Here is a 26,676-nt window from a genome sequence, read left to right on the forward strand (position 1 = left end):
CGGGCCTAGCGTGGCCGTATGCGTGTACTGGTCACCGGCGGTGCCGGGTTCATCGGGTCCCAGATCGTCACGGCCCTCTCGGCCCACGGGCACGAGCCCGTGGTGTACGACGTGCGGGCCGACCCGCCGTCCGACGTGCGCGACCCCTACGCCGTCGCCCGCGCGCTGGCCGGCGTGGACGCCGTGTGCCACCAGGCGGCGATGGTGGGGCTGGGCGCGGGCTTCGCGGACGCCGCGGAGTACGTCTCCCGCAACGACCTCGGTACGGCCGTGCTGCTCACCGCCATGGCCGAGGCGGGGGTACGACGCCTGGTGCTGGCCGGGTCGATGGTGGTGTACGGCGAGGGGCGCTATGTGTGCGAACGGCACGGCGTCGTCCGGCCTGGCCCGCGTGCCGTCGCCGACCTGGAGGCGGGGCGCTTCGAGCCGCCGTGCCCGGCGTGCGGGGCGGACCTCTCCCCCGGCCTGGTCGCGGAGGACGCGCCGGTCGACCCCCGCAACGTGTACGCGACGACCAAGCTGGCCCAGGAGCACCTGGCGGCGGCCTGGACCCGGGCGACCGGCGGTTCGGCGATCGCGCTGCGCTACCACAACGTGTACGGGCCGGGCATGCCCCGCGACACCCCGTACGCCGGGGTCGCCTCCTTCTTCCGCTCGGCACTGGCCCGCGGCGAGGCCCCGCGGGTGTTCGAGGACGGGCGCCAGCGGCGGGACTTCGTGCACGTACGGGATGTCGCGGCGGCCAACGTGGCTGCCCTGGAGGCGGATGCGCGCGCGGGCGCGCTGACCGCGTACAACACCGGCAGCGGGGAGCCGCACACCGTCGGCGAGATGGCGAGCGAACTGGCCCGGGCCCACGGCGGCCCGCAGCCGCTCGTCACGGGCGAGTACCGGCTCGGCGACGTACGGCACATCACGGCGGACTCGGCGCGCCTGCGCGCCGAGCTGGGCTGGAAGCCGGAGGTGGACTTCGCGGAGGGCATGCGGGAGTTCGCGGCGGCCGGGATGCGGGGGGCCTAGTGCCGCGCCAGGCAACGCGTAAGGAGCGGCGTCGGGGGCGTCCTCTCGGCGTGCCGGACGGAATCCGCGAACGTTGCGTGCCGCGGCACCAGGGGGTGTTTTGAAAGTCCAGTGCGGTGCCCGCGGTGTTCGGTGCGTGGCCTCGGCGTGCCGGACGAAGGTCCTGGATGGGGGTCCCCCCGCTCGAGCGTAGCCGAGAGTGGGGGAGGAGCTACTCGGGCCTTTGGCCGGTGCGGCGAGGGTGCGTGCCGGGCGCCGTGGGTGCTGTGCGGGGCTTTCAAAACACCCCCTAGGACGGGTGGTGCTGTGCGCCTTTCAGGAAGCGGCGGCGGGCAGCACCACCTCGAAGCGGCAGCCGCCGGGCACGTTGCGTACGGTGGCCGTGCCCTGGTGGGCCTCCACGATGCCCCGGACGATGGCGAGGCCGAGACCCGCGCCCGCGGGGGGCGTCCGGGCGTGCGTGCCGCGCCAGCCGGTGTCGAAGACGCGGGGCAGGTCGTCCTCCGGGATGCCGCCGCAGCCGTCGGTGACGGACAGCACCACACCGTCCGGCGAGCGCTCGGCGGCGACCGCGACCGTGCCGTCGGCCGGGGTCCGCCGGATCGCGTTGACCAGCAGGTTGCCCAGCACCCGGCTCATCTCCTTGCCGTCCACCTCGACCGGCACCGGCTCGACCCGGTCGCCGACCAGCCGTACGCCGTGCTCGCGGGCCAGCGGGTCGGCGCCCGCGAGCGCGTCCCCGACCAGGTCGTACAGGGAGACCCGGCTCGGGCTGAGCGCCAGCGTCCCCGCGTGGATGCGGGAGAGCTCGAAGAGGTCGCCGACCATGTCGTTGAGCCGCTCGACCTCGGTGCGCATCTGCCGGAGGTAGCGGTCGGGGTCGGCGGCGACGCCGTCCTCCAGCGCCTCGGACATGGCGCGCAGTCCGGCGAGCGGGGTGCGCAGGTCGTGGGAGATCCAGGCGACGAGTTCACGACGGGAGGACTCCAGGGCGCGCTCGCGTTCCCGGGACTCGGCGAGTTTGGCACTGGTGGCCTCCAACTCGCGGCTGAGGGCGGCGAGTTCGGCGGTCGAGGGGCCGGCGGGCGAGGTGAAGTCGCCGCCCTCGCCGAAGGAGCGGGCGGCGAGGGTGAGGGCGCGGCTGCGGGCGGCGACCCAGCGGCCGAGGAGGAGGGCGGTGGCCAGGGAGACCACGGCGGCCATCGCGACGACGGTCGTGACGACCTTCAGGTCGTGCCCGGACAGGAACATGGCCTGCGCGACCGCGAGGGTGCCGGCGAGCATCGCGGTGACGGCGACCGCGGCGACCACGCCGAGGTGCAGGGCGAGCGAGCGGCGCCGGATCAGCAGCAGCACACAGGCCCCGAGCAGTCCGGCCGCGGCGGCGCCGAGGAAGGCGAAGAGGGCGATGAGGAGGTTGTCGCGCACGGTCACACCTCCGCGGGCGAGCCGTCGAAGCGGTAGCCGACACCCCACACGGTGTGGATCAGCCGGGGCCTGGCCGGATCGTCCTCGACCTTGCCGCGCAGCCGCCGCACATGGACGGTCACGGTCGACAGGTCGCCGAAGTCCCAGCCCCACACCTCGCGCATCAGGTCCTCGCGGCTGAAGACCCGGCCGGGGTGGCGCAGGAAGAAGGCGAGGAGGTCGAACTCACGCACCGTGAGGGCGAGTTCAAAGCCGTCCTTGAGGGCACGGCGGGCCTGCGGGTCGACGCTCAGGGCCGCCGACCGCAGCATCCCGGCCGGCTGGGCGGGCCGGGTGCGGCGCAGGACGGACTCGACGCGCAGGACGAGTTCGCGAGGGCTGAACGGCTTGGTGACGTAGTCGTCGGCGCCGACCTCCAGACCGAGGATGCGGTCGTCCTCGTCGCCGCGCGCGGTGAGCATGATCACCGGCACGGGTCCGTGCCCGCGCATCCGCCGGCACACCTCGAGCCCGTCCATGCCGGGCAGCATCAGGTCGAGGACCACGAGGTCCGGCCAGTGCGCGGCGGCCCGCGCGAGCGCGTCGGGGCCGTCGCCGGCCCGGTCGACGACGTATCCGGCCCGGTCGAGGTACCCGGTGACGACCTCGGCGACGGTGGGATCGTCGTCCACGACGAGCACCCTGGCCCCGGCCTGTCCACCCTGCTGCTGCTCCATGGGGCCAGCCTCGCACCACGCGCGCGCGAACGGCACCGACGCCCTTCCGACGTCCGCGTTTCGTAAGGAGCCGACGCCCGATTCGTCCGTTTCCCGCTCGTAGGGTGAGAGCCGTGACGACCCCCTCCCCAACAGCACCGGCAGCGGCGTCCGTCGACGTCGTCCTGCCCTGTCTCGACGAGGCCGAGGCCCTCCCCTGGGTCCTCGGCCGCATCCCGCACGGCTGGCGCGCGCTGGTCGTGGACAACGGATCGACGGACGGCTCGGCCGATCTCGCCCGCGCCCTCGGCGCGACCGTCGTGCACGAGGAGCGGCGCGGTTTCGGCGCCGCCTGCCACGCGGGCCTGCTGGCCGCCACGGCGGACCTGGTCTGCTTCTGCGACTGCGACGCCTCGCTCGACCCGTATGACCTGGTGCCGTTCACGCACCGCGTCCTGTCCGGCGAGGCGGACCTGGTGCTCGGCCGCCGCCGCCCGCAGACCCGCGGCGCCTGGCCGCCGCACGCCCGCGCCGGCAACCTCGCCCTCGCCCGCCTGCTGCGCCGCCGCACCGGTCTGCGGCTGCGCGACCTCGGCCCCCTGCGCGCCGCCCGTCGCGAGCCGCTGCTCGCCCTCGGCCTCTCCGACCGGCGCAGCGGCTATCCGCTCCAGATGGTCGTCCGTGCCGCCGACGCGGGCTGGCGCGTCGCCGAGTACGACGTCCCGTACCGCCCGCGCACCGGCGCCTCCAAGGTGACCGGCACCTGGCGCGGGACCTGGCAGGCCGTACGGGACATGAGCCGTGTCCTGGCCGAGAAGGAGGCCGGCGCGTGACCACCCTCCTCGTCATCGCCAAGGAGCCCCGCCCCGGCAGGGTGAAGACCCGCCTGACCCCGCCCTTCACCCCGCGGGAGGCGGCCGCACTGGCCGAGGCGTCCCTCGCGGACACCCTGGACACGGTCGCCCGCACCCCCGCCCACCGCCGCGTCCTGGCCCTGGAGGGCGAGCCCGGCCCCTGGCTGCCGCCCGGCTTCGAGGTCGTACGGCAGTGCGCGGGCGGTCTGGACGAACGCCTGGCCGCCGCCCTCGCGGGCTGCGCGGGCCCGACGCTCCTCATCGGCATGGACACCCCGCAGGTGACGCCGGAGCTGCTGAGCGTGGACTTCGCCGACTGCGACGCCTACTTCGGCCCGGCGGAGGACGGCGGCTTCTGGGCGCTGGGCCTGGCCACCCCGGACCCGTCCCTCCTGCGCGGCGTCCCCATGTCGACCCCCCATACGGGCGCGACCCAACGCGCCCGCCTCACCGGCCTACGGGTCCGAGACCTACCGATATTGCGGGACGTGGATACGGCATACGACGCAGACTCGGTCGCGAAAAGCGCACCAAACGGACGGTTCGCAGCTGAACTGACGGCCCTGAAAGCGCCCCACAGGGGCGCGGGGCTGTGTCAATATGCGGCTCCGCCGCGGGGCGCGACAAGCCACAACGAACCCGCAGACGGCCAATGAGCACGGCCCCCACGGCGATCCCCCGCACCATCGCCCCCGAGCCCTGGTCCACCGACCCCTACACCCACGCCCTCAACACCGGCCAAGGCCCCCTCTTCCTGCGCCGTCAGGACGGCTGGCTCCTCCCCCTCGACATCGAACGCTGGTGCGCGGACGCCGACGCCGCCGACCGCGAGGTCCTGCGCCGCTGCAAGGGTCCGGTCCTGGACATCGGCTGCGGCCCCGGCCGCCTCGTCGCGGCGCTCGGCACCCACGGCCACCCCGCCCTCGGCATCGACGTGAGCGAGGCGGCCGTGGCCCGCACCCTCGCGCTCGGCGCCCTGGCCCTGCGCCGCTCCGTCTTCGACCCCCTCCCCGCCGAGGGCCGCTGGGGCACCGCCCTCCTGATCGACGGCAACATCGGCATCGGCGGCGACCCGGGCGCACTGCTCGACCGGACAGCCCAACTCCTCACCCCTGGCGGCCTGTTGATCGCCGAGACGGTCCCCGGACCGGACCTCGACGAACGGGTCCTGGTCCACGTCACCGACGCGAGGGGCGCCGCCGGCATCCCCTTCCCCTGGGCCCGTCTCGGCACGCCCGCCCTGCTGCGGCACGCCCGCCGCGCGGGCTGGCGTGCCGTCGATCAGTGGGCGGCCGGCGGCCGGTGCTTCGTCGCCCTGCGCAGCGGCCGCAGCAGCCGCGCCACCAGCAGCAGCGCGGAGCCGCCGAAGAGTACGGCCGTCATGAGGAGCCAGCGGGTGAGGTAGCCGTCGGTGGAGAGGCCGGTGGCGGCGGCGTAACGCCCCGCCACCTGTCCGCTGATCAGCGGGAACCACACGAGCAGGACCAGCAGGGAGAGCGCGGCCGGAACGCGGACGTACCCCACCAGCCCGCGCCGCCGCCCGGAAGCCCGCACGAGCGCCCGGTCCGCCGCCGCGTACAGCGGCAGCAGCACCAGGTCGTGCACAAGCGCCGCGCCCACGACCCACAGCGCGACGCCGAACCAGTCCCCGGCGAGCAGCCGGACACCCGCATAGGCGGCGAGCGCGAACGAGCAGGCCAGCAGCAGGAGTTGCAGCGGGCTGCCGATCGGGAACAGGATCCTGGGCCGCTTCATCACAGGTCTCCGAAGGTCAGCCGGGCCACCCACTTGGTGTTGAGCACACCCGGTGCCGCGGGCACGATGACCCGGGCCGGGTGGCCGTGGTCGGGGGTCAGGTCCTCGCCGTTCACGAGGAGGGCGAGCAGGGACCGCGGGTCGGCGACCTGGTTGGCGCGCAGGGCGGCCCGCCGGAAGGCGCCGTGGCGTTGCAGCGACTCCACGAGCACGTCGGGTGGATCGCCGTCGTACCCGACGAGTGCCGCGAGGTCCCGCAGCCGTACGCCTCGCCACCACTGGTCGCCGGTCGACCAGCCTTCGACGCAGGCGATGGGCAGCGCCGAGCTGTGCAAGGGGAGCCGGAGGAGTTCGGGGCGGCTCAGCCGGACGGTGCGGCCGCGTCCCGTCACGACCAGTCGCCATGCCTCGTCGCTGGTCTCGGCCGGACTGATCCCGGCGTAGGCGGCGGTCTTGTTGATCTGGAAGCCGCCGGGTCCGCTCCCTGGGTCACGGCGGCCGTGGGGGGCGAACAGCGCCGTCCAGCGCAGCCCGTCGACGTCCTGTCCGACGGTGGTGGCGAACAGGAGCAGCGAGGAGCCGCCGACCAGCCCGAGCGCGCCGCGCCGGGACACCGTGGGCGGGTGGGGGTCGGGCGGCGTCGACCCGGTTGCCTTCTCCGTCTCCGTTGTCTCCTCCCGCAGGTGCCGCAGAGTGCGCCAGGCGGTCGGCGTCTTCAGCACCGCGTGGGCGAGGAAGGCGGCGAAGAAGACCCAGGCGCCGTAGAAGTGCAGGGGGTAGAAGGAGCCGGGGAAGAGGTAGTCGAGCTGGACGTTGAGGACGCCGGTGACGAACTCGAACAGGCCGCCCCCGACGAGCAGGAGCAGCGAGATCCGTTCCAGCGCGTGGGCGAGGGAGCGGGCCGGCGGCAGCGTGAACAGCTTCGGCACGACCGACCAGAGCTTGGCGAGCAGGACGGGGATCAGGGTGATGCCGAGGGTGACGTGGACGCCCTGGGTGAGCCGGTACAGCCAGTGCGGGTCGGTCGGCCAGGCGAAGAGGTAGAAGCCGAGGAACCCCTTGCCGGGCGTCTGGTCGTTGACCGGCGACAGGTCCGGGTTGTAGGCGGCGTACGACAGCAGTCCCGTCACGAACAGCACCGTGATGCCGCCGAGCAGGACGACTCCGAGCACCGAGGTGAGCCAGGCGCCGCGCAGCGGGCTGCGCCAGAAGGAGGGCGAGAAGGGTGACCGTGCCATGCCCCGACCGTAGGTCCGCACGGCCCCGGGAGCGGGTGCGTGAACCATGACGAAACTCTGACGTCTTCGCACGTCAGCCGCCCGGCAGAGGTGGAGCGGCCTAGCGTTCGGACCGTGAACCGCGACCTTCGCAGAGACCTGTACGCCACCGCGGCCGCCGCGCTGCTCGTCGTGGTGGCCGCCGCCGTCGGCACCGGCATCGAACACCGCGACCGCTCCCTCTACGTGCCGTGGCCGCCGCTGCTGGCGAAGTGGGAGCCGCACGTCGGTCCCGGTACTCCGGCGGCGATCGCCGTCGCGGTGGCCGTCGTGGCCTACGGACCCGCGCTGGCGGCCCGGCTGCCCTGGCGCCCGCTGCTCCTCGCCGCCTGGGGCGCGGGCATGGCGTGGACCTGGTCCCTCGCCCTGGTGGACGGCTGGTACCGGGGCGTCGCCCAGCGGCTGACGACACGCAACGAGTACCTCCAGGTCATCGGCCGGTTCCACGACATCCCGCACACCTTGCGGGACTTCACCCACCACATCCTGAGCGGCCCGAACGAGTGGCCGGCCCACATCGCCGGGCACCCGGCGGGCGCCACCCTCACGTTCGTCCTCCTCGACCGGATCGGGCTCGGCGGGGGCGGCTGGGCGGGCGCCTTCGTCATCACCGTCGGTACGTCCGCCGCGGCGGCCGTCCTGGTCGCCGTGCGGGCGCTCGCCGACGAACAACTGGCGCGCCGCGCCGCGCCCTTCCTGGTGCTGATGCCGGGCGCGGTGTGGGTGGGCGTCTCGGCGGACGGCTGTTTCACCGGGGTCGCCGCCTGGGCGGTCGCGTTCCTATCCCTGGCGGTGACGGGACACCGGCCGCGGGTGGCGGGCTTCGCCGCGGGCCTCCTGTTCGGCCTCACCGCCTATCTCTCCTACGGCCTCACGCTCTTCGCCCTCCTCGCCGCCGCCGTGCTCCTGCTGGGCCCGCGCCGCATCCGTCCCCTCCCCTTACTGCCGGCCGGACTGGCCGTCGTACCGGTCGTGTTCACCGCGCTGGGCTTCAACTGGTGGGAGGCCTATCACCTGTTGGTCACCCGCTACTACCAGGGGGTGGGCGGAGTGCGGCCGTACTCCTACTGGGTGTGGGCGAACCTCGCCTGCACGGTGTTCATCGTGGGCCCCGCGACCGCGGCGGGCCTGCGGCGCACCGGGACGGCCCTCCTCGGCAGGGACTCACCTCCCGCGCTGCGCCTGACGGTTCTGACGACCGCCGCCCTGCTCGCGATCCTCGTCGCCGACGTGTCCGGCATGAGCAAGGCGGAGACGGAGCGCATCTGGCTGCCGTTCGCCCTGTGGCTCCTTCCGGCCTGCGCGTTCCTGACCCGTCCGCGCATCTGGCTCAGCGCGCAGGCGGTGCTCGCGCTGCTCGTCAACCACCTGCTCCTGACGTGGTGGTGAGTCCGGGCAGCGGCTGTTCGGTCCAGATCACCTTGCCCTCGGGGGTGTACCGCGTCCCCCACCGCTCCGTGAGCTGGGCGACCAGGAAGAGGCCGCGGCCACCCTCGTCCTCGGTGCGGGCCCGGCGCAGCCGCGGTGAGGTGCTGCTGCGGTCCCGGACCTCGCAGATCAGGGCGCGGTCGCGCAGCAGGCGCAGCTGGACCGGGCCGGTGGCGTGGCGGATGGCGTTGGTGACGAGTTCGCTGACCACCAGTTCGGTGGTGAAGGCGAGGTCGTCCAGGTCCCAGGCGGCCAGTTGCCCGGTGACGGCCGTGCGGGCGCGGGAGACGACCGCGGGGTCGCTGGGCAGCTCCCACTGGGCGACCCGTTCGGGTCCCAGGACGTGGGTGCGGGCGACGAGCAGGGCCACGTCGTCGCTGGGGCGGGCCGGCAGCAGCGCGTCCAGGACCGCCTCGCAGGTGTCCTCCGGCGGGCGGCCGGGAACGGCGAGGACGGTACGCAGCCGGTCCAGGCCGGCGTCGATGTCCCGCAGCCGGTCCTCGATCAACCCGTCGGTGTAGAGCACCAGTTGGCTGCCCTCGGCCAGTTCCAGCTCGGCGGTCTCGAAGGGCATGCCGCCGAGGCCCAGGGGCGGTCCGGAGGGCAGGTCGACGAAGTCGACGGTGCCGTCGGGGGCGACGACCGCGGGCAGGGGGTGCCCGGCGCGGGTGAGGGTGCAGCGCCGGGACACCGGATCGTAGACGGCGTAGAGGCAGGTCGCCCCGACGATGCCGGAGTCGGCCTGGGTGCTCTCCACCGCCCATCCCTCGCCCCGGTCGAGCCGTCCGACCAGGTCGTCGAGGTGGGTGAGGAGATCTTCGGGAGGCAGGTCGAGGGAGCAGAAGTTGTGCACGGCGGTGCGCAGCCGGCCCATGGTGGCGCCGGCGTGCAGCCCGTGTCCGACCACGTCCCCGACGACCAGCGCGACCCGCGCGCCGGACAGCGGGATCACGTCGAACCAGTCGCCGCCGACGCCCGCCTGGGCGGGCAGGTAGCGATAGGCGGCCTCGACGGCGCTCTGCTCGGAACGCCCCTTCGGCAGCAGACTGCGCTGCAGGGCGAGCGCCGTGTTGTGCTCGCGGGTGTAGCGGCGGGCGTTGTCGATGCAGATCGCCGCGCGGCCGGCCAGTTCCTGGGCGAGGGAGAGATCGTCGTCCTCGAAAGGCGCGGGCTTCTCCGAGCGGTAGAAGCTGACCACGCCGAGGGTGGTGCCGCGGGCCCGCAGCGGCACGCTGATCAGGGAGTGGATGCCCGCCGCGAGGGTGCGTTCCCGCCGCGTGGGGTCCTGGGCGATCCAGCCGCCCGCGGCGGCCAGCACGGGTTCGAGCACGGAGCGCCGGCTCTCCAGGCTGCGCGCCTGCGGTGCGGCGGGCACGTACTCGACGGCGTCGCCGACGCCGTACAGGTGCGACTCCCCGTGCACGGCGCCCAGGGCCACCCGGCGCAGCGGGGTCTTGGCGCCGAGCGGACCGGGTTCCTCGCCGCGCAGCACCGCGTCGGGCAGGTCCACGGCGACGAAGTCGGCGAACCGGGGTACGGTCACCTCGGCCAGCTCCTCGGCGGTACGGGTCACGTCCAGGGTGGTGCCTACGCGCACTCCGGCGTCGTGCAGCCACTCCAGCCGCCGTCGCGCGAGCAGCGCCAGCCGCCCGACCCCGGGTTCCCCGACGAGCAGCAGCCGGCTCTCCCCGTCGTCGAGGATGTCACCGACGCTGTCGGGGGGCTGGGCGGACGTACCGCGCGCCCGGGTAGAGGTCAGCGGCGTTGTCCCGGTCGGCCCGCTCGCCGTGGGGGCGGACGCGCCCGGCGTCACCGTTCCCGGCGGTACCGTCGCGCCGAGCCCGGTCACCCGTGGTCCGCCCAGGATGCGTGCCTCGACCGCCACGCCCGACTCCCCGGCGGGCCCCATGACCTGACGGCGCATCAGGGTCGCCATCCGGCCGCCCGGCAGGGAGACCTCGTCGAGGGTGCGGTTCGGGGAGGCGATGAGTTCCTCTGCGCGTTCCCGCAGGAGGGCCAGGTCGATCCGGCCGAAGGCGCTCCCGTCGGCCGCCTGGGACCGCCCGCGCGTCGCGAGGTCGGCACGCCGGTACGCGGCGATGAGCGCGCGTTCGCGCTGCGTGGCGTGTTCAAGGAGCCTGGCCTCGATGTCCCGCGCGGCGTCCCGCACCAGGCGCACCATGGCGGGATCCCCGTCGTCGCGCAGACAGGTCAGGTCGAGGACCGCCTCGATGTGCCCGCTGAGCGGGTCGCGCACCGGGGCGCCCGCGCAGGCGAAGGGCTGCAGACAGTCGGCGAAGTGCTCGCGGCCGACGACGTAGACGGGTCCGCGTTCGGCGAGTGCGGTGCCGACGCCGTTGGTGCCGACCACGGGCTCGGAGGCGTCGAAGCCGGGTGCGAAGTTCACCTCGTCGAGCCGGTCCCGCAGCCGCCGGTCGCCGCCGAGCCGCTGCACCATGCGCCCGTGCGCGTCGCACAGCGCGATGGTCATGCCGGCCTCGGCGAGCGATTCGGTCAGCCGCCTGAGCACCGGATCGGCCGCCCGCAGGAACCGCTCGTCCAGGTTGAGGTCCGGCGCGTAGGGAACCAGCAGCTGATGCGGTTCGACTCCCGCGGAGCGGCACCGCTTCCAGGACTCGAGCACCGCGCCCCGGACGTCCGCCTCGACACGCGCTCCGGCGAGAAAACGTTCGTGGGCATCGACGAGTCCGCCGATGTCGTCCCAGGCGACGGACACCGCGATCACTTCCCTCACCCGGAGGAGGCCCGGTCGCGCGCCGCCGCTCGGCTCGCCCCCCGGCGGATCCTCCAAGCGGTTTCACCCTAGACCCAGTGTGACGCAGGCCACAACGACATCGAACACCCACGGGATCGAGGCCTTCTCCGAAGCCGTTCGAAGGAGCCCCGATGCGCGGCGTGATTCCCTTCGGCACCGCGCGGTACGGGCCCGCGTCCCCGCTGACCGCGATCAACACCGCGTGCTGGAGAACGACGTCGAGGGCGGCCCCTCGGTGGTCACCGCCGCCTCAAGGAGTGCCGGTTCCGGGTACGACGTCGGCCGGGTCCTCGCCCGCCGCACCGAGGTCACCACAGCCGCGCCGAGCCGGTCCCGGTCGAACCACTGGTGCCGGTGGAGCCAGTGGTCCGCCGCAGCAGCCGACGCGCACCCTCGGTCCAGAGCTAGTGCCGCGGCAGGCACCGTTCGCCCCGTCGCGACGCCCGGCACGCCCGCTCGCCGCACCGGCCGAAACCCCAAGTACGTCCGGTCCATCAACGGCGCCTTCCGCCCGGCACGCCGAGAGGACGCCCCGGACGCCGCTCCTTACCGGGCAAACGTCGCCTGCCGCGGCACTAGCTCGCGGTCCTTCGGATGCGGCCCGCGTACCGCTTCTCCAGTTCCAGGTTTCCCTCGAAGCCGCCGGGGACGTTGGCGGACACGTAGACCGGCGGCCGCCACCCCGCGTCGAGCAACAGCTTCGACGCCTCGGCGACCGCCATCTGCACCAGCATCACGCCGGTCAGCGTCGACAGCGCGCACACCGCACCGCCACCCGGCAGGTCCAGCAGCGCGTCGCCCCGGGGGGCGCGGTTGTCGAGGACCACGTCGGCCAGGTCGGCGAGCTTCTTGCCGCTGGGGTGCCCGGCGGGCACCGCCCGGGTGTGGGTGAGGGACGTGACGGCCAGGATCCGGTGCCCCTCCTCCTTGGCGCGCAGGGCCGTCTCCACGATCACGTTGTTGACACCCGAGTTGGAGATGATCACGAACAGGTCCTGCGGGGCCGGGTCGGCGAGGCGGTAGATCCGTTCGGCCACGCCCGCCTGCCGTTCCAGCAGCGGGTCGTCGAGGACACCGGGATCGTCGCCGCCGTAGAGCACGAGGTCGGCGATGCTCAGCCGGTTGGTCGGCACCAACCCGCCCGCGCGGCCGGCGAGTTCGAGCACGATCGCCTGGGAGTGGCCGGTACCGAAGGCCTGGATCACCCCGTCGGCCCGCACACAGTCCGCGATCAGCCGGGCGGCGCCCGCGACCTCGTCGCGCGCGGACTTGGTGAGGTCCTGCAGGACGGCCAGGCTCTCCCGCGCGAAGCCCTCGGCGCTCACAGACTCGACGGACACGCGACACTCCCCACTGGTGGATTGAACCACCCCGTACATCGTCACAGATGAATCAATAAATCACATGGTCCATGCAGCGAGCAATGAGTGGACACCGCTCGCCTTTGTGGTCCTGGTATTCAATCCATGGCCCGAAGGGTGGCTGATACCTTCTCTTCATGCCCTCCACGGACGTCACGACACTGATCCGGACCGAGCTGCCGCGGCTGGCCGGCTCCCTGCGGAAGGTCGGCGAGCTGATCCTGGAGGATCCGGCCGCCGTCACCCACTGCTCGGCCGCCGAGCTGGGCCGCCGCACCGGCACCTCGCAGGCGACGGTGACCCGCTTCTGCCGGGCCATCGGCCTCGACTCCTACCAGCACCTGCTGATCGAGCTGGCCCAGGAGCGCGGCCGCGGCGAGGTCTCCGACTGGGGCAGCGCGGAGATCGGTCCGGACATCTCGCCGGACGACACCCTGGAGCGGGTGGTCCAGGTCGTCGGCAGCGCCGACCTGCGCGCGATCCAGCAGACCATCGACCGTATCGACCTCGACGCGCTGGAGCGCGCGGCCCAGGCGCTGGCCAAGGCCCGCCGGATCGACGTGTACGGCGTGGGCGGCAGCGGAGCGGTGGCGCAGGAGACGGAGACGCGGCTGTTCCGGATCGGCTGCCAGGTCCGCGGCTGGACCGAGGTGCACGGCGCGGCCACCTCGGCGGCCCTGCTCACCCCGGCGGACGTGGCGATAGGGATCTCCCACTCGGGTGCGACCCGCGAGACGCTGGAGCCCTTCGAGATGGCCAAGGAGCGGGGCGCCACCACGGTCGCCATCACCACCGACCCGCGCTCGCCGCTGGCCCGGGCCGCCGACATCCGGCTGATCTCGGCCACCTCGGAGACCAGTTTCCGCACCGGCAGCATCGGCGGCCGGCACTCGGTGCTGATGATCGTCGACTGTCTCTACGTCCGGGTGGGCCAGCTCTCCTACCAGCGCGCCAGCGCCTCCCTCGCCCTGACCGACCACATCACCCCGCAGCACGCGGTGAAGTCCCGCCGGGCGAGGTGAGCGCGTCCGCCGCAGGGCGGACGGAGCCGGACGATGCCGGGCAGATCTGTATGGATGAACCACCGATAAAACGTGAGGACGGTTGTTTGAATCATCCTCACGGTGCCAGGATGGGGCTCAGCCGAGCATCCTGGTAGGAGACCCATGCGCGTCACCGCTGCCGAGTCGACCGAGCTCTTCGTCCAAGCCGCCGGGCATCCGCGCCAGGTGGTCGCCGTGGAGATCGACCACGCGCCGGGCCGGACGGTCCTGCTCACCGTCGAGGGCCCGGACGTCACCGGGGACGCGGTCGCCATGGCGGGCGAGGACGGGACCGTACGGGCCGAGATACCGGTGACCGCCGAAGGCCTCGCGCCCGGCGACCGCCGCGAGGTCACCCTCACCGCCGTCGACGGCTCCCAAGTGGCCCGGCACGCCTTCGAGTTCACCACCGCCGAACCCGGCTGGACCATGTTCATGGTCAGCCACTTCCACTACGACCCGGTGTGGTGGAACACCCAGGGCGCCTACACCGAGACCTGGGACGTCGCCGACGACCCGGCCACCACCGGCCTGCCGGCCCGCACCTTCGACTCGCGCGGCCAGTCCGGGATGAGCCTGGTGCGCGCCCACTGCGACCTGGCCCGGCGGGACCCGGCCTACACCTTCGTGCTGGCCGAGGTCGACTACCTGAAGCCGTACTGGGACTCCTTCCCCGAGGAGCGGGCCTTCCTGCGCGAGCTGATGCGCACGGGCCGGGTGGAGATCATGGGCGGCACCTACAACGAGCCGAACACCAACCTCACCGGCGCCGAGGCGACCGTACGCAACGCGCTGTACGGCGACGGGTTCCAGCGCGGGATCATGGGCGGCTCGCCGGAGACGGCCTGGCAGCTGGACGCGTTCGGGCACGACCCGCAGTTCCCGGGGCTGATGGCGGACGCGGGGATCAGCTCCAGCTCCTGGGCGCGCGGACCGTTCCACCAGTGGGGCCCGACCCTGTCCGTCTTCGGCGAGGAGCCGCGCGACCCCGGGCGGATGCAGTTCCCGGCGGAGTTCAGCTGGATCGCCCCCTCCGGGCGGGGGCTCCTGACGGCCTACATGGTCAACCACTACGGCGCCGGCTGGGCGATCGACAACGCCCCCACCCTGCCGGCGGCGGAGGCGGCCGCCCTCAAGCTGTTCCGGGGCTTGAGGTCGGTCGCTCTCACCCGCAACGTCCTGCTCCCGGTCGGCGGCGACTACGCGCCGCCCTGCCGCTGGGTGATGGACATCCACCGGGACTGGAACGCCCGTTACGTCTGGCCCCGGTTCGTCAGCGGCACCCCGCGCGACTTCTTCGCCGCCGTGCGCGCGGAGCTCGAGGCCGAGGGCCGCAGGGCCTCACCGCAGACCCGGGACATGAACCCGGTCTACACCGGCAAGGACGTCTCCTACATCGACACCAAGCAGGCCCAGCGGTACGGCGAGGCGCTGCTGGCCGACGCGGAGGCATGGGCGACCCTCGCCTCCCTGGTCACCGGCCACCCCTACCCGGACGCGGCCCTCGACAAGGCCTGGCGGCAACTGGTCTACGGCGCCCACCACGACGCGATCACCGGCTCCGAGTCGGACCAGGTCTACATCGACCTGATGACGGGCTGGCGGGAGCTGCACGACCTCGCCGAGACCGTCCACGCCGACGCCACCCAGGTCCTCGCCGACCACGTCACGCCGTCGGACGGCCCCGACCTCGTCGCCTTCAACTCCTCGACGTGGACCCGGCGCGACGTGCTGACGGTCGACGACCCGGGCCTCGTGCCCGCCGGCCTCCCCGCCGTCCGCGAGGACGGCCGGCTGCACGTCGTCGTCCCCGATGCCCCCGGCATGGGCCTCAAGGCCCTTCCCCTCACCGAGGGTTCCGTCCCCGAGTGGACCCCCGGCGAGGGCACGACGATCCGCAACGAGTTCTACGAGGTGACGGTCGACCCGGCGCGCGGCGGGGGTGTCAGCGCCCTGCGCGCGCTCACCGAGGGCGGCCGCGAACTGCTGCGCTCCGGCGACATCGGCAACGAGCTGGTCGTACAGGAGGAGTACGCGAGGCACCCCCGGTTCGGCGAGGGACCCTGGCACCTCACCCCGACCGGCACCACCGCCGCCCGTAGCCGTGACGTGCGGGCGGACGTCCACGTCGAGCACTCCCCGGCCGGCTCGCGCCTCACGGTCCGCGCCGATCTGGGGCTCTTCCGGTACACCCAGCGCCTGACGCTGTGGACCGGCGTCCCCCGCCTCGACGTCACCACCACCGTCGACGGCTACGACGGCGCGGACCGGCTGATCCGGGTCCGCTGGCCCTCCGACGTGCAGGGCGGGCTGCCGGTGCACGAGGTCGCGGACGCGGTGATCGGGCGCGGCTTCGGCTTCGTGGACGTCGACAGCGAGCGGTTCCCGTGGACGCTGGACAACCCGGCGAACACATGGTTCGGGATCGGTTCCACGGCCCGGGTCGAACTGCGCGACGACACAGGCGAGTTGATCGGCCACCGGTCCATCGGCGTGGCCGAGCTGGTGTACCCGTCCTGGGAGCAGGCCGGCGAACTGGGCACCCCGCTGGCGGCGGCGCTCGTCCGCGCCGGGGTCACGGCGACCTCGACGATCGCCGGGGGCCCGCGCTACGGCGATCTGGAGGTCGACTCCAACCTCCCCGACATCCGGATCGCGGTCGGCGGACCGGAGCGCAACGCCGTCGTCGCCGAGGCACTGGGCTGGGACCCGGCCGCCGGGCGGGAACTGCGGCGCCGGCTGGCCGAGGGCGGTGTGGCGGCGGTGTGGGTCGCGCCGCGTGCCGGGCTGCGCGAGGAGTGGGTGCCGGGGGCCGACCTGCGGGACCTGGAGCGGCTGCCGCTGCTGGTGGTCGCGGGCGCCGACGCCGACGGGGACGCCAAGGCGGTGGACGCGCTGATCGCCGATCTTACCGACGCGGTGGTGGCAGCCACGGCGGCCGGCGGCGGCGAGGCGCTGCCGCCGGGCGACGCCTGGGACGGGCGCGGCTTCGCCGTGCTGAACCGGGGCACGCCCGGCTGCGTGGTCACCTCCTCCGGTGACCTCTACATGTCCCTGATGCGCTCCTGCACCGGCTGGCCGTCCGGCGTCTGGGTCGATCCGCCCCGCCGTACGGCCCCCGACGGCTCGGGCTTCCAGCTCCAGCGCTGGTCCCACACCTTCGAGTACGCGGTCGTCGCGGGCGAGGGCGACTGGCGGGAGCTGCAACTGCCCCGCGTGGGCCACGAGTTCAACCACCCCCTGACCGCACGCGTACGCCGGACGCCAACGGCCCCGGACTCCCCGCTGCCGCGCGAGTCGACCCTGCTGACGCTCGAACCGGCAGGCGAGGTGCTGCTCGACGCCCTCAAGCCGGCCGGTTCGCCGCTCGCCCGGGGCAGCGTGGCACCGGTCGACCCCGCGCGCGGGGTCGTCGTCCGCATGCACGAGGTGAACGGGCGCCCGGTACGGGCACGCGTGCGCGGGCCCAGGGAGTGGCTGCGGGGCGCCCGGGCGGACGTGCTGGAGACACCCGGCGAGGCCCTCGCGCCGGACGGCGAGGGAGCGCTCGGCACCGGCCTGACCGGCTTCGAGGTGGCGACCGTCCTGGCCACACCCCCCGCGGACGCCAGACCGCCCTACGACCCCGGGATCGCCGCCCACGAACCGGCCCAGCCGGTCCCCACCCGCTACTGGCTGCACAACTGCGGCCCCGCACCCCGCGGCAACATGCCGGTCACCGTCTACCTCTCCCCGGCCGCCCTCACGGCCGCCGACGGCCGCCCGCTCACCGCGACGGTCCGCGTCGCCTCGGAACTGACCGACGCGCCCGTCTCCGGCACCGTGACGGTCGGCGTCCCACCCGGCTGGTCCGCCGAGCCCGCCGAACTCCCGTACGCCCTCGCCCCCGGCGGCTACACACTGACCGAGTTCACGGTGACGCCCCCGCCCGACGCCGTACCCGGCCGCCACTGGCTGACGGCCCGACTGGCGTACGAGGGCCAGACGTACGAGGACGTGGCCGCCCTCGACGTCCCCGGCACCCCACCCGGCCCCACCCTGACCGCCGAGCTGGGAGTCCAGCAGATCTCCCTCCCCCAAGGCGAACGTGCCCGCGTCCCGCTGGCCCTCCGCAATACCACCAGAGGGCCGGTGAACGGCACCCTGTGGGCCGTCTCCTCCTGGGGCACCTGGCCGGGCGTCACCCCGGCCTCCCAGGGCTTCACGATCCCCGCGAACGCCCACCTGGAGGCCTTCATCGACGTGAACGCCGAGGCAATCCCTCCGGGCTCCTACTGGCTCCTGGCCAAAACCGCCTGCCACGGCCGAGTCACCTACACGGAGGCAATTCCCCTGGAGGTGACGCCATGACGGAACCCGCGGCCCTCGTACACGGCGAACCGGTACCGAAATCACGCGTGGACACCTTTCTGAGAACGGTCACAGCAACGCCATTTAGAGGCGCGGGGCTGTATCGATATGCGGCTCCGCCGCGGGGCGCGACAAGCCACGACGGCGGAGCAGACGCCACGCGACCCGAGGCGGCACCATCCGCGGCGCAGTCGGCCCAGGCTCAGCGGCAGCGAAGGCGCTGGGCAACACAGGTGGTCGTCGCAGACGAACTGGCCCGCCGCGCCTGTGAGCAACGCAACCTCCCGATACCGGACGAGGTGTCCCCGACCTACCTGCTCACCGTCGAAGACGTAGGCAGCATCGTCGCCGCAGCCCTGGCCCACTCCCCCGCCGCCCGCCTGCTCCTGACGGAGCTGGAAGCCGAGCAGCACGTGCCGGAGGCCGCCGTGCGGGACTACTACGACCGCAACCGCGACCGCTTCCTCACCCCGGACGCCCTGCGCCGCGGTGTCGACCCCTTCGGACGTGCCGCACCCACCGACTTCCTGCCCTTCGAGCAGGTCCACGACGGCATCGAACGCGACCTGCGGCGCGCGGCGGGCCGGCGGGCCTTCTTCGACTGGTTCGACCAGGCCCGCGCAGACGTGGTGTACGCGGCGGGGCACGAACACCCGGGCGATCCGTCCCATCCGGACCACGAGCACCATCACTGATCACCGCCGGAACCCAAACGCAACACGGCAACCCATTGACCTCCGATGAATTCTGGTCCACCTTTTCATCAATCGGAGTCGAAGTTGGTTGATTGAACCAGCCCCTCGGCTGGTCCCAGGAGGGTGGACATGCGCGCTGGAAGACTGACCGCATCCGTGGCGGGAATCATCGCCCTGACGCTGACCGCGGCCGGCTGCGGCCTGTCCGGCGGCGGATCCTCGGGCGGGGACTCGACCGCCGGCGGCTGCAAGGTCGACAAGGGCAACGTCGGGTCCGGGAAGCTGACGGGCGACGTCAAGGGCCGGATAACCTTCCAGACGACCAACTTGAAGAAAGACTTCGGCCCGTTCTTCAACGGGGTGATCAGCTCCTTCGAGAAGGCGCACCCCGGCGCCAGGGTCAAGTGGATCGACGACCCGGGCGACAACACGTTCACCCAGCGCACGGTCGCCGACGCGCAGGCCTGTACCTTGCCGGACGTCATCAACGTCAACGCCCCGACGGTGACCGCGCTGACCAAGGCCGGGTACCTGCTCGACCTGGGCGTGAAGGACCCGAACGCCGGCAAGCCCTTCGTGCCCGCGTTCTGGACCTCCAGCACCTTCAAGGACGCCTCGGGCTCCGCGATCCACACGGCGCTGCCCTGGTACACCGGCGGTGTCCTGCTGACGTACAACACGGATCTGCTGAAGCAGGCAGGCGTCGATCCGGCGAAGCCGCCGACCAGCATCTTCGGTCTGTTCGCCGACTACGAGAAGGTCGCCAAGGCGGCCAAGGGCAAGTTCTACGCGACGATGGCCAACCCGGTGTGGCGGATCCCGGCCGACTTCGACCAGATGAACATCAAGACCCTCTCGGCGGACGGCAGGACCGCGGTGTTCGCCGACGACCCGCGCACCACCCAGTGGGTCGCCTGGATGGCCAAGCTGTACCAGGAGGGCGCGATGCCCAAGGACTCGCTGTCCTCCAGCAACGACCCGTCCACGCCCTACAGCCAGGGCAAGGTCGCGTACGGCTCGACGAACCCGAGTTTCGTCCGGTTCGTGAAGCAGAACAGCCCCTCGGTCTACGCCAGGACCGCCGTCGGCCAGCAGCCCTACGACGCGCTGGGCCACGCCTCCTCCGGCGCCCCGCAGTACATCTCGGTCGCCGCGACCAGCAAGCACGCGGCGGTGGCGCTCGCGTTCGCCGAGTTCCTCACCAACGCCGAGAACCAGACGGCCTGGTGCAAGGACCCGAACGTGGTGATCTTCCCGACCACCACCGCCTCGTTGTCCGACCCGTTCTTCCAGAACGTCACCGGGACCGACCCCTTCTCCCAGGCCCGTAAGCTCGTCGCCGACCAGCTCAAGACCGCCACCGCCTACCAGACGAACCTCTCCCCGGCCGTGCAGAACGCGATCGTGGCGCAGGTGCAGCTGGCCATGCAGGGCAAGAAGAGCCCCGCACAGGCGGTGAAGGACGCCCAGGCCAAGGCCAACGAGCTGCTGAAGCAGGCGGGTTGATGGCGGCGACCCAGACCGCGAAGCCGGTGACCGTGCCCGGCGCGGAGGGCACCGCCCCCGCGCCGGGCACGGCCCCGTCCCACCTGAAGCGCGTCGCCCGCGCGGTGCTGCCCGGCCCCGCGGCGGGCGCCAACGGGGCGGCGCTGTACCGGCGTTGGTGGCTGCCCTGGCTGTGGACCGCGCCCGCGATCGCCTGCGCGATCGTCTTCGGCGTGTTCCCCTTCCTCAACACCGTCATCCTGTCGTTCACGAACGCCAAGCCGCTCGGCGGTGCGGCGGGCTTCGTCGGACTGGACAACTACACCCGGATGCTGGGCGACTCGGACTTCTGGCTCGCCACCCGCAACAGCGTCCTGTACGCGGTGATCGTCGTCCCGCTGATGGTGCTGCTGCCGCTGATGCTGGCCGTCCTGGTGGAGAAGAACCTGCCCGGCATCGGCTTCTTCCGCTCCGCCTTCTACACGCCGGTGCTCGCCTCCAGCGTGGTCGTGGGCCTGAGCTGGCAGTGGCTGCTCGCGGACGACGGGCTGGTCAACACCTGGCTGCAGAAGGCCCATCTGATCCGGTCGGCGATCCCGTTCCTGTCCGACTCCTGGCTGATCCTGCTCTCGGCGATGGGCCTGACCCTGTGGAAGGGCCTCGGCTGGTACATGGTCTTCTACCTGGCCGCGCTCGGGAACGTGTCCAAGGAGCTGCACGAGGCGGCCGCCGTGGACGGCGCCGGGGCCGTCCGCCGCTTCTGGCACATCACCATGCCGGGTGTGCGGCACGCCATGATGCTGGTCGGCACGCTCACCGGCATCGGCTCCCTGCGGGTGTTCACCGAGATCTACATGCTGGGCAGCTCCACCGGCGGGCCCGGCGGCGCCGACCGCACCCTGCCCTTCTACATCCGGGACGTCGGCCTGGACCCGATCACCGGCAACGCCGGCTACGGCTCGGCGGTCAGTGTCGCGCTGTTCGTGCTGACGCTGGGCCTGACCCTGCTCGCGCAGCGCCTGACCAAGGAGGACGAGGCATGACGACCGCCGTGCAGAAGCGGCCCCGGCGCCTGCTGCCGCGCTGGCGGGACTACGGCCGCCCCCGCGAACTCGTCGTGCGCTACCTGCTGTTGCTCCTCGTGCTCGGCCTCACCGTGGGCCCGCTGGTGTGGCAGTTCCTGGCCTCCCTGAAGAGCACCGGCGAGGACGTCTTCGGGACCGGCGCCTCCCTGCTGCCGCACCACCCGACCCTGCGGGCCTACCGGGAGGTCTTCTCCCAGGTCCCGGTCGCCACGTACATCCGCAACAGCGTGATCGTCGTCATCCTGTCGATCGCCAGCCAGTTGGTGTTCTCCACGACGGCCGGCTACATGCTCTCCAAGCCCGGCTGGAAGGGCCGCAAGGCGGTCTGGGTGGTGCTGGTCGCCTCCATGATGTTCCCCTTCGAGTCGATCATGGTGTCGCTGTTCCTGAGCATCCGCGACCTGGGGCTGGTCGACAACCTGGTGGGCGTCTGGCTCCCCGGTTTCGTCGGCGCCATCAACGTCCTGCTGATGCGCGGCGCGTTCCTCGCGGTGCCGCGCGAGATCGAGGACTCGGCGATGCTGGACGGGGCCGGCGAGTGGCAGCGGTTCCGCCACCTCTACCTCCCGTCGGCGTGGGGCGCGATCATGGTCGTCACGATCAACACCTTCATCAGCGCCTGGGACGACTTCCTGTGGCCGCTGATCGTACTGCGCTCCGAGAGCCACATGACGCTGACGCTGGGCCTGTCCCGGCTGCAGAGCTCGTCGTTCGGCTACGACCAGCGGGTGGTCATGGCCGGCTCGGTGATCTCGATCGTCCCGGTGCTGGTGCTGTTCGTGATCACCCAGCGGTGGTTCTACCGGGGTGTGTCGGCGGGAGCCGTGAAGCTCTGAGGTCGAGCACCACGGGAACCGCGCCGAGCGCGGACCGGGAGGAATCGGCGACGCGGATCTCCACCGAGCTGGTGCCGGTGAGGTCCGCGTCGAGCCGCAGGGTGAGGGTCCGGCGCTCGCCGGGGGCCAGGTCGACGCCCTCGAACGCGCACAGTTCGAGCGTGCGCGGCCACCCGGACGTGATCAGCCGCCGCAGATAGACCTGGACGACCGTACGCCCGTGGCGTTCACCGGTGTTGGTGACGTCGACCGTCACCGTCCTCCCGTCCGCGCTCGGCGGCCCGTAGGCGAAGGTCGTGTACGACAGCCCGTGTCCGAAGGCGAAGTGTGGCTCGGCGCTCTCGTCGACGTAGCCGCCGTACTCGCTGTCCTTGTGGTTGTAGTACACGGGGAGGTGGGCGACGGAGCGCGGGACGGAGACCGGCAGGCGTCCTGCGGGGTGCGCGAGTCCGAGCAGCACCTCGGCGACGGCCTCGCCGCCCCACGGTCCGGGATACCAGGCGGTGAGCAGCGCGCCGGCCGTGTCGGGGACGAGATGAGGGCGGCCCTGCACCAGCACGACCGCGGTGGGCGTACCGGTCGCCACGACCGCGTCGAGCAGGGCGTACTGGGCGGCGCCGAGCCGCAGTCCGGCCAGGTCGACGCCCTCACCGCAGGTCATCTCGGAGACGACGGTGCGTGCGGCGCCGTTGGCGTCGAATCCCGTGTCGGGTGTACGGGCGCTGCTGCCGCCCAGTACCAGCACCGCCAGGTCGGACGCGGCGGCCGCGGCGACCGCCTCGGGGATGCCCGTGAGGTCGCCGCCGGTGAGGGCGCAGCCGGCGGCGTGGCGGATGTCGACGCCGGGCGGCGCCAGTCGGCGCAGCCCTTCCAGCACGCTGACACCGGAACGCTGGGGAGCGGTGTAGTCGCCCGACTGGTGGGCCGCGGTGGCCGCCTGGGGGCCGACGACGGCGATGCGGGACACCTTCTCGCCGGCGGGGAGCGTCCCGTCGTTGCGCAGCAGGGTGACGGCGGCCCGGGCGAGTCCCAGACTGATCTCCCTGCCGCCACCGGGCGCGGGCGGAGTGGCGTACGGCGTCTCGAAGAGTCCCAGGCGGAACTTGAGCGCCAGGACCCGGGCGACGGCGGCGTCGAGGACGGACTCCTTCACCAGTCCCCGGTCGACCGCCTCCTCCAGATGTGTGAACCCCTCGTCCCAAAGGCTCAGGTCGACACCGGAGCTGAGGGCGAGGGCACCGGCCGAGACCTTGTCGCCGGTGATGCGGGCGAGCCGGTCGACGGCGAGACCGTCCGCCATGACCAGCCCCTCGAACCCCCAGCTGTCCCTGAGGAGTTCGGTGAGGAGGGCGCGGTTGCCGGAGCAGGGCATGCCGTCGACCTCGTTGTAGGCGGCCATGACGGCGGCGGCGCCGGCGCGGACGCCCGCGCGGGCGGCGGGGAGGTGGATCTCACGCAGTTCGCGCGAGCCCAGTTCCGACTCGGCGGAGTTGCGGCCGCCGACGGTGGCCCCCTGGCCGGCGAAGTGCTTGAGGACGACGGGGGCCTTGTCGGCGGCGAAGTACGCGGCGGGCCGGCCCTGCATGCCGTGCACCAGGGCCCGGGTGAGGCGGGCGGCGAGGTGGGGGTCCTCGCCGAAGCACTCCTCGGTACGGCCCCAGCGGGGGTCGCGGGAGATGTCGAGCGCGGAGACGAGAGCCACGTGGCCGCCGCGGGCCCGCAGTTCGGCGGCGGCGTGGGCGGCGGCGCGCTCGTACAGGTCGGGGTCCCAGGTGGCGCCGACGGCCAGGTTGACGGGGAGGACGGTGCCGTCGAGGGCCATGTGACCGTGCGGGACCTCCTCCACGAACAGGGCGGGGATCCCGAGCCGGCTGCGCTCGACGACGTGCCGCTGCACCAGTTCGGCGAGGGCGGCGCTGTCCTGGGCGCCCGGCCCCGTCCCGTGGTCCACGCCGGACCAGGCATCGGCCCGCATCAGCCCGTACAGGGCCCCGAGCCCCTCGAAACGGTCGGTCTCGGCGTAGAGCACCTCGGTGAGCTCGAACGCGCCGGAGGGGGTGCGGCGGTAGGCGTTCCAGCCGTACATCCGCTGGTTCAGCTGCCCGACCTTCTCGCGGAGGGTCATCCGGGCGAGGAGGTCCTGGACGCGGGCGTCGAGGGGGGCGGTGGGGTCGCGGTAGAGGGGGTGGTCGGAGGCGGTGCGCTGGCTTGGGGGCTCCGCGCGGGTGGCCGCGGGGTCCGGGGTCGGCATGCGGCCGGTCCTTTCCGGGGGCGGGTCAGACCAGGAGGCGGGCGAGGGCCACGGCGCCGCGGCAGCCGTCGGGGACCCAGTCGAGGGTGAGGCCGAGGGCGTGGAGGCGGGCGGTGAGCGGTGCGGTCAGGGGGCCGTCCGGGCCGAGGAGACCGCCGGTGGCGACGACCCGTTCCCCCCGGCGGGGGTACAACGCCCTGACCGTGTGCGCCAGTTGGTCCGCGGCCTCCTCGAGGATCGCTTCCGCCACCGGGTCCTTCTCCTGGGCCGCCTCGACGGCCAGGGGGGCGAGCCGGGCGAGCCGGATGGGGGGTTCGGCCATGACGGCGGGCAGCAGGTGCATGCGGTAGGCCTCGCGGTGGGCGCGGGGCCACCTGCCGGCGTCCGGTGCGCGCGGGTCGTCGAGGTCGCCGGGAAGAACTTCCGCGGGCAACCCGAGTGCCCGTCCCACCAGGTCCGCCAGTGCCGTCGCCGCGCCCCGGCCGTCGGCCATGCGCAGGGCGGCCCGTACCGCCTCCCGGCCGATCCAGAAGCCGCTGCCCTCGTCGCCCAGCAGCCAGCCGTCGCCGTCGACCGTGGCGGTGGCGTGGCGGTCGGTGATGCGCATCGCGACCGCGCCGGTTCCGGCGACCAGGGCGAGCCCGTCGGCCGGGGCGCCGGGGGCGGAGGCGAACGCGGCCTCGATGTCACTGCTGACGGCGATGGCGGACGTGGTGACGCCCACCGTACGGAGCGCGGCCTGGAGGGCGGTCAGCGCGTTGCGGCGCCCGGGATCGTCCTCGTCGGCCCCCGTCGCCCCCGCGAAACCGCCGGCCACGGCGACGACCCGGCCCCGCGCACTCGCCGGTACCGCCTGGGCGACGGCCTCCGCGAGATGCGCGGTGAGCAGCGCCGGCGGCACGGTGAGGGCGTTCCCCGGTCCCCCGGCGCCCTCACCGAGTACGCGCCCGTCCCGCGCGTCGGCGAGCACGGCCCGCGTCCTCGTCCCGCCGGCGTCGAGGCCGACCACGAGCGCGGCACCGGGCCCGCCGGAAGCTTGGTTCAAATCGCTATTCATTACCGACCATGGTGGTTGATACATTCAGCAAGGACAAGCCCCGTTCCGACCCGAGGAGGATCCCATCCCTACGCTCCGCTTCGGCGTCAACTACACGCCCCGCCGCGGCTGGTTCCACTCCTGGTACGACTTCGACCCGGACCACGCCCGCGAGGACCTAGCCCAGATAGCCGGCCTGGGCCTCGACCACATCCGCGTCTTCCACCTCTGGCCGCTGCTCCAGCCCAACCGCACGCTCATCCGCGCGGCGGCCGTCGACCAGTTGGTCCGGCTCGTCGACCTGGCGGGTGAGGCGGGCCTGGACGTCATGGTGGACGGCGTGCAGGGGCACCTGTCGAGCTTCGACTTCTACCCGGAGTGGACCCGCAGCTGGCACCACCGCAACGTCTTCACCGACCCGGAGGCCGTCGAGGCCCAGGCCGAACTGCTGAGGACCCTCGGCCGCGCTCTCGCCGACCGCCCCAACCTGATCGGACTCCAGCTCGGCAACGAGCTCAACAACCTGGTCGAGCACAACCCCGTGAGCGTGGACGAGGTCGACCACTACCTCGACACCCTGCTCACGGCCGCCCGCCAGGGCCTGCGCCCGGGCCACCTCGCCACGCACTCCGCCTACGACGCCGCCTGGTACGGCGACGACCACCCGTTCACGCCGCAGGCCTCGGCCCGCAAGGGCGATGTGACGACCGTGCACCCGTGGGTGTTCTCGGCGAACTGCGCCGGCCGCTACGGCTCCGGTTCCTTCGAGGTGCTGCACCTCGCCGAGTACGGCACGGAGCTGGCCAAGGCGTACGCCGACGACCCCGCCCGCCCGGTCTGGGTCCAGGAGACGGGCGCCCCGGAGCCGCACATCCCGGCCGCCGACGCCCCGCACTTCGCGCGCGCCACCGTCCTCAACGCGGCCGAGTGCGCGGACCTGTGGGGCGTGACCTGGTGGTGCTCCCACGACGTGGACCGTTCGCTGGCCGACTACCCGGAACTGGAGTACACCCTGGGCCTGTTCGATTCGGCGGGCCACCCGAAACCGATCGCCGAGGCACTGGCGGAGACCGTCGCCGGCCTGCGCGCGCGACCTCCGGTCCCCCAGCCCCGCGCCACGGCCCTGGTACTGGACTGCACGCCCGCCACCCGTTCCGTCTCCGGCCCGGGCGGGGAGTACTTCGAGGCCTGGATGCGCCTGCGCCGACAGGGCGGGCGCCCCGCGGTGGTACTGGCCGAACGGGCGGAGGACGCCGGGCACCTGGCCGCACGCGGGATCGAGAAGACCGTACGGCCGTGAC

The 26,676-nt window shown here is 73.1% G+C and carries 18 protein-coding genes and 1 pseudogene; 12 read left to right on the forward strand and 7 right to left on the reverse strand.

Features of this window, described 5'->3' with window-relative positions:
* The first annotated feature begins 18 nt into the window (after positions 1 to 18).
* Positions 19 to 1,020 carry an NAD-dependent epimerase/dehydratase family protein gene (locus ACIRVK_RS05380; protein ID WP_404244068.1) on the forward strand — a complete coding sequence of 334 codons (1,002 nt, stop codon included), beginning with the start codon at positions 19 to 21 and terminating at the stop codon, positions 1,018 to 1,020.
* Positions 1,021 to 1,335: 315 nt separating this feature from the next.
* Here the strand turns inward: ACIRVK_RS05380 and ACIRVK_RS05385 are convergent, their stop codons facing one another.
* Both ACIRVK_RS05385 and ACIRVK_RS05390 read right to left on the reverse strand, forming a co-directional pair.
* Complete coding sequence (locus ACIRVK_RS05385) at positions 1,336 to 2,448, reverse strand: sensor histidine kinase (protein ID WP_404244069.1); 1,113 nt, start codon at positions 2,446 to 2,448, stop codon at positions 1,336 to 1,338.
* 2 nt (positions 2,449 to 2,450) lie between these two features.
* Complete coding sequence (locus ACIRVK_RS05390; RefSeq protein ID WP_404244070.1) at positions 2,451 to 3,164, reverse strand: response regulator transcription factor; 714 nt, start codon at positions 3,162 to 3,164, stop codon at positions 2,451 to 2,453.
* 104 nt (positions 3,165 to 3,268) lie between these two features.
* Here ACIRVK_RS05390 and ACIRVK_RS05395 point away from each other — a divergent pair, with 104 nt between their 5' ends.
* Genes ACIRVK_RS05395 through ACIRVK_RS05405 form a run of 3 tightly spaced genes read left to right on the forward strand, consistent with a single transcriptional unit; the run spans position 3,269 to position 5,402 of the window.
* Complete coding sequence (locus ACIRVK_RS05395) at positions 3,269 to 3,976, forward strand: glycosyltransferase family 2 protein (RefSeq protein WP_404244071.1); 708 nt, start codon at positions 3,269 to 3,271, stop codon at positions 3,974 to 3,976.
* Positions 3,973 to 4,653: a DUF2064 domain-containing protein gene (locus ACIRVK_RS05400; protein WP_404244072.1), complete on the forward strand. Its 681-nt coding sequence runs from the start codon at positions 3,973 to 3,975 to the stop codon at positions 4,651 to 4,653. Before ACIRVK_RS05395 ends, ACIRVK_RS05400 begins: the two co-directional genes overlap by 4 nt.
* Complete coding sequence (locus tag ACIRVK_RS05405; protein ID WP_404244073.1) at positions 4,650 to 5,402, forward strand: class I SAM-dependent methyltransferase; 753 nt, start codon at positions 4,650 to 4,652, stop codon at positions 5,400 to 5,402. Before ACIRVK_RS05400 ends, ACIRVK_RS05405 begins: the two co-directional genes overlap by 4 nt.
* A gap of 349 nt (positions 5,403 to 5,751) precedes the next feature.
* Here the strand turns inward: ACIRVK_RS05405 and ACIRVK_RS05410 are convergent, their stop codons facing one another.
* Positions 5,752 to 6,990: a molybdopterin-dependent oxidoreductase gene (locus tag ACIRVK_RS05410; RefSeq protein WP_404244074.1), complete on the reverse strand. Its 1,239-nt coding sequence runs from the start codon at positions 6,988 to 6,990 to the stop codon at positions 5,752 to 5,754.
* A 90-nt stretch (positions 6,991 to 7,080) separates the two neighbouring features.
* Between ACIRVK_RS05410 and ACIRVK_RS05415 the strand changes: the two genes are divergently transcribed.
* Positions 7,081 to 8,418: a hypothetical protein gene (locus ACIRVK_RS05415; RefSeq protein ID WP_404244257.1), complete on the forward strand. Its 1,338-nt coding sequence runs from the start codon at positions 7,081 to 7,083 to the stop codon at positions 8,416 to 8,418.
* On the opposite strand, the gene ACIRVK_RS05420 is transcribed toward ACIRVK_RS05415, so the two are convergent.
* Positions 8,390 to 11,203 (reverse strand): SpoIIE family protein phosphatase, encoded by a 2,814-nt coding sequence (locus ACIRVK_RS05420; protein ID WP_404244075.1) that lies wholly within the window; start codon positions 11,201 to 11,203, stop codon positions 8,390 to 8,392. The two genes, ACIRVK_RS05415 and ACIRVK_RS05420, sit on opposite strands and share 29 nt — an antisense overlap.
* A 605-nt stretch (positions 11,204 to 11,808) precedes the next feature.
* The gene (locus ACIRVK_RS05425) at positions 11,809 to 12,573 is read right to left on the reverse strand and encodes a sugar isomerase domain-containing protein (protein WP_404244076.1); all 765 of its coding nucleotides are present in this window, start codon (positions 12,571 to 12,573) and stop codon (positions 11,809 to 11,811) included.
* 158 nt (positions 12,574 to 12,731) lie between these two features.
* On the opposite strand from ACIRVK_RS05425, the gene ACIRVK_RS05430 reads away from it, so the two are divergent.
* The 6 genes from ACIRVK_RS05430 to ACIRVK_RS05455 all read left to right on the forward strand — a co-directional run bounded on the left by ACIRVK_RS05430 (position 12,732) and on the right by ACIRVK_RS05455 (position 22,088).
* Entirely contained in the window at positions 12,732 to 13,616 is an 885-nt protein-coding gene (locus tag ACIRVK_RS05430; RefSeq protein WP_404244077.1) for a MurR/RpiR family transcriptional regulator, read from the forward strand.
* A gap of 144 nt (positions 13,617 to 13,760) precedes the next feature.
* The gene (locus tag ACIRVK_RS05435; protein WP_404244078.1) at positions 13,761 to 17,987 is read left to right on the forward strand and encodes an NEW3 domain-containing protein; all 4,227 of its coding nucleotides are present in this window, start codon (positions 13,761 to 13,763) and stop codon (positions 17,985 to 17,987) included.
* Complete coding sequence (locus ACIRVK_RS05440) at positions 17,984 to 18,682, forward strand: peptidyl-prolyl cis-trans isomerase (protein WP_404244079.1); 699 nt, start codon at positions 17,984 to 17,986, stop codon at positions 18,680 to 18,682. The genes ACIRVK_RS05435 and ACIRVK_RS05440 overlap by 4 nt, the downstream gene beginning before the upstream one ends.
* 129 nt (positions 18,683 to 18,811) lie before the next feature.
* Positions 18,812 to 20,188 (forward strand): extracellular solute-binding protein, encoded by a 1,377-nt coding sequence (locus ACIRVK_RS05445; RefSeq protein WP_404244080.1) that lies wholly within the window; start codon positions 18,812 to 18,814, stop codon positions 20,186 to 20,188.
* Complete coding sequence (locus tag ACIRVK_RS05450) at positions 20,188 to 21,210, forward strand: carbohydrate ABC transporter permease (protein ID WP_404244081.1); 1,023 nt, start codon at positions 20,188 to 20,190, stop codon at positions 21,208 to 21,210. Before ACIRVK_RS05445 ends, ACIRVK_RS05450 begins: the two co-directional genes overlap by 1 nt.
* Positions 21,207 to 22,088, forward strand: a complete 882-nt coding sequence (locus ACIRVK_RS05455; protein WP_404244082.1) for a carbohydrate ABC transporter permease — start codon at positions 21,207 to 21,209, stop codon at positions 22,086 to 22,088. Before ACIRVK_RS05450 ends, ACIRVK_RS05455 begins: the two co-directional genes overlap by 4 nt.
* On the opposite strand, the gene ACIRVK_RS05460 is transcribed toward ACIRVK_RS05455, so the two are convergent.
* A complete protein-coding gene (locus ACIRVK_RS05460; protein WP_404244083.1) occupies positions 22,036 to 24,339 on the reverse strand; it encodes a glycoside hydrolase family 3 N-terminal domain-containing protein in 2,304 nt (767 codons plus the stop codon). The two genes, ACIRVK_RS05455 and ACIRVK_RS05460, sit on opposite strands and share 53 nt — an antisense overlap.
* A 25-nt stretch (positions 24,340 to 24,364) precedes the next feature.
* Positions 24,365 to 25,396 (reverse strand): N-acetylglucosamine kinase, encoded by a 1,032-nt coding sequence (locus ACIRVK_RS05465; protein WP_404244084.1) that lies wholly within the window; start codon positions 25,394 to 25,396, stop codon positions 24,365 to 24,367.
* Between the two features lie 8 nt (positions 25,397 to 25,404).
* On the opposite strand from ACIRVK_RS05465, the pseudogene ACIRVK_RS05470 reads away from it, so the two are divergent.
* Positions 25,405 to 26,675, forward strand: a pseudogene (locus ACIRVK_RS05470) (glycosyl hydrolase).
* Position 26,676: the final 1 nt, after the last annotated feature.

The sequence above is a fragment of the Streptomyces sp. NPDC101152 genome (genome assembly GCF_044768275.1).
Classification (GTDB): Bacteria; Actinomycetota; Actinomycetes; order Streptomycetales; family Streptomycetaceae; genus Streptomyces.